The organism is Pseudomonas sp. BMW13, assembly GCF_013357275.1.
GTDB lineage: Bacteria > Pseudomonadota > Gammaproteobacteria > Pseudomonadales > Pseudomonadaceae > Aquipseudomonas > Aquipseudomonas khazarica.
Window position 1 is genome coordinate 1 of the sequence record NZ_SUKD01000075.1, and the last position, 232, is coordinate 232.

Genomic DNA, 232 nt, shown 5'->3' on the forward strand with positions numbered 1-232 from the left:
CGCCCATGCCGCCGCCGACGCCTGGGGCCGCACCAGCGTGCAGGAGCGTTCGCACATCCTGCTGAAGATCGCCGACCGTATCGAAGCCAACCTCGAACTGCTGGCCGTGGCCGAGACCTGGGACAACGGCAAGGCCGTGCGCGAAACCCTCAACGCCGACGTGCCGCTGGCCGCCGACCACTTCCGCTACTTCGCCGGCTGCATCCGCGCCCAGGAAGGCAGCACCGCCGAG

The 232-nt window shown here is 70.3% G+C and carries 1 protein-coding gene; it reads left to right on the forward strand.

Annotated features, from left to right (window positions below):
* Positions 1–232, forward strand: a 232-nt coding sequence (locus E4487_RS24250) for an aldehyde dehydrogenase family protein (RefSeq protein ID WP_175254577.1), incomplete at both ends; no start/stop codon positions are given.